We start from the raw sequence: 1,978 nt of genomic DNA, 5'->3' as shown, positions 1-1,978 counted from the left end.
TTATTGATGCACTAAACCGAAGCTTTCATATCAGCGGAATTGGTACTCTGTCTGTGGGTTGCAGCATTGGTACTGCAAACTTTCCAGATAATGCCATAGACCAAGAGTCTTTACTAAAGCAAGCGGGCATGGCAATGCACATGGCGAAAGCTAACGGACGTAACCGCTTCCAAACTTTCACCCCTAGCTTAGCTCGTGCACTTCATCGAAAAGTAGAAATTCGTCATCGTTTAGCTCGCGCTCTAGAGAATGAAGATCTTGCACTGCACTACCAACCAATCATGAATACCAACAGTGATAAAGTGAAAGGGTTTGAAGCACTGCTACGCTGGTCAGATAAAGATTTAGGAGACATTAGACCTGACGAGTTTATCGCTCTAGCAGAAGAAACAGGTCAGATAGTTCCGCTCGGAAAGTGGGTGCTCAACTCCGCACTTAAGCAGCTATCCATTTGGCACAGAAAATTTGATAACCAGCTAATGATGAGTATCAATATCTCGAGTATTCAAATGCATGCAACCTTTGCAGACCAACTATCTGCAATGCTCAACTTCTACAATATCCAGCCTCAGAGTATCGCCCTTGAGATCACTGAGTCATCCATGATTTTCAAACATGGTGAAGTTAGACAAGCGTTGTGCGACATTGCCAAGTTGGGTGTGGAGCTGCATCTGGATGATTTTGGCACTGGTTACTCTTCACTATCTATGTTGCATGACCTACCTATTAGTACAGTCAAGCTCGATAAAAGTTTTGTGCATGGGTCACACAAAGGCAGCAAAGCCATTGTTCAAGCAACCCAAGCTATCTGTGACAAGTTAGGGCTAAAAGTGGTCGCGGAAGGTGTTGAGACAGAAACGCAGAAGGGCTTCTTAGTCGACTGTGGTTACCAATATCTGCAGGGGTTCTTGTTTAGTAAACCAATCCCTTCAAATGAAGTCGAAAGCAAGTTTTTATTCCTTCGATAAGCCAGTGCTATTCACCTGAAATGGCGAGTAAACAATAGTGGTGAGTATCGACTCATGCATCGTGTATCTAGCCTAACAAGCTGCTGAACATGTCGAGCTATTAACACTCAGCAGCAGTATGCTTCTCACTCATAAAATATCTCCTTCGTCTCAATATTTGAGTTAGTTACCAGTTCTTTATGTCAATTCTTGTTCAGCTCAAATGTGACCTTTTAGCGACTCATATTTGAGCTTCGATATTTTGTAGAATGCTTTCATCCATACAAAATGAGAAAGAGAATCATGAAAAAGAACCACTTAGTCTTACCTGCAGTCGCTGTCGTTACAGTTTGCTTACCATTGTCTGCACTCGCAGGTGACCGCGACAACTCTATTGAGGCCGGTGTGACATTTATTGGGAATCAAGAGCTAGCAACCTTTGGCTATAGTAAAGCCCTATCGAATAATATTGTCGTAGGTGGTGGCTTTTCATTAGGTACGGAAGCGGTAGATTTGGACGAGCCAAACTCACAAGATGCATGGGGCTTATATTCCAACATCGGCTACAGATTTGAAATTGCCGAGTTTGATATCATCCCTAAGGTTGGTATCAACTACTTAAATGCCGATGTGGAATCGGGCGACGCTTCTTTCAACGACATCAATATCGATAATGTTTATGGTTCAGTGGGTGCCACAGTGAACTGGCGCATGATAGGTCTAACGGTCGATTACGGAAAGATCAATGATTCAGCAATGGTACCCGACGGTTCAGGTAGCACCAAACCATTCGAAGAAGATGTCGTACGTGTTACAGCAAGCTTCAACTTCTAACCTTTAGCTTTCCATTTATGTAAACAATAAATGGCTTAAAAGAAAGCCTAACAAGGAAGTCCGCAAAAGAAAGTCGACAAAAGCTCCTATTAGCCTGCCTAATTAGGGGCTTTCTGTTTGTAAAGCAATCAATAAGGGTGAAATTTGATTTAAACCGTTAATATAACAAGGTTTAATTTGAGTACTAGATATTATAC

General features: G+C 42.3%; 2 protein-coding genes. Both read left to right on the top strand.

The features are described 5' to 3' along the window. Nucleotides 1-968: GGDEF domain-containing phosphodiesterase (locus tag BCT81_RS05985; protein ID WP_133152579.1), on the top strand; the 968-nt coding region annotated here is incomplete at its 5' end. A 282-nt stretch (nt 969-1,250) separates the two neighbouring features. Continuing rightward, nucleotides 1,251-1,781: a hypothetical protein gene (locus BCT81_RS05980; protein ID WP_102423520.1), complete on the top strand. Its 531-nt coding sequence runs from the start codon at nt 1,251-1,253 to the stop codon at nt 1,779-1,781. The last annotated feature ends 197 nt before the right edge of the window (nt 1,782-1,978 follow it).

This window comes from Vibrio sp. 10N.261.52.A1 (assembly GCF_002876325.1).
GTDB classification, from domain to species: domain Bacteria; phylum Pseudomonadota; class Gammaproteobacteria; order Enterobacterales; family Vibrionaceae; genus Vibrio; species Vibrio chagasii.
The sequence above is the reverse complement of the archived record's forward strand: the minus strand, read 5'-3'. Positions and strand labels throughout refer to the sequence as shown.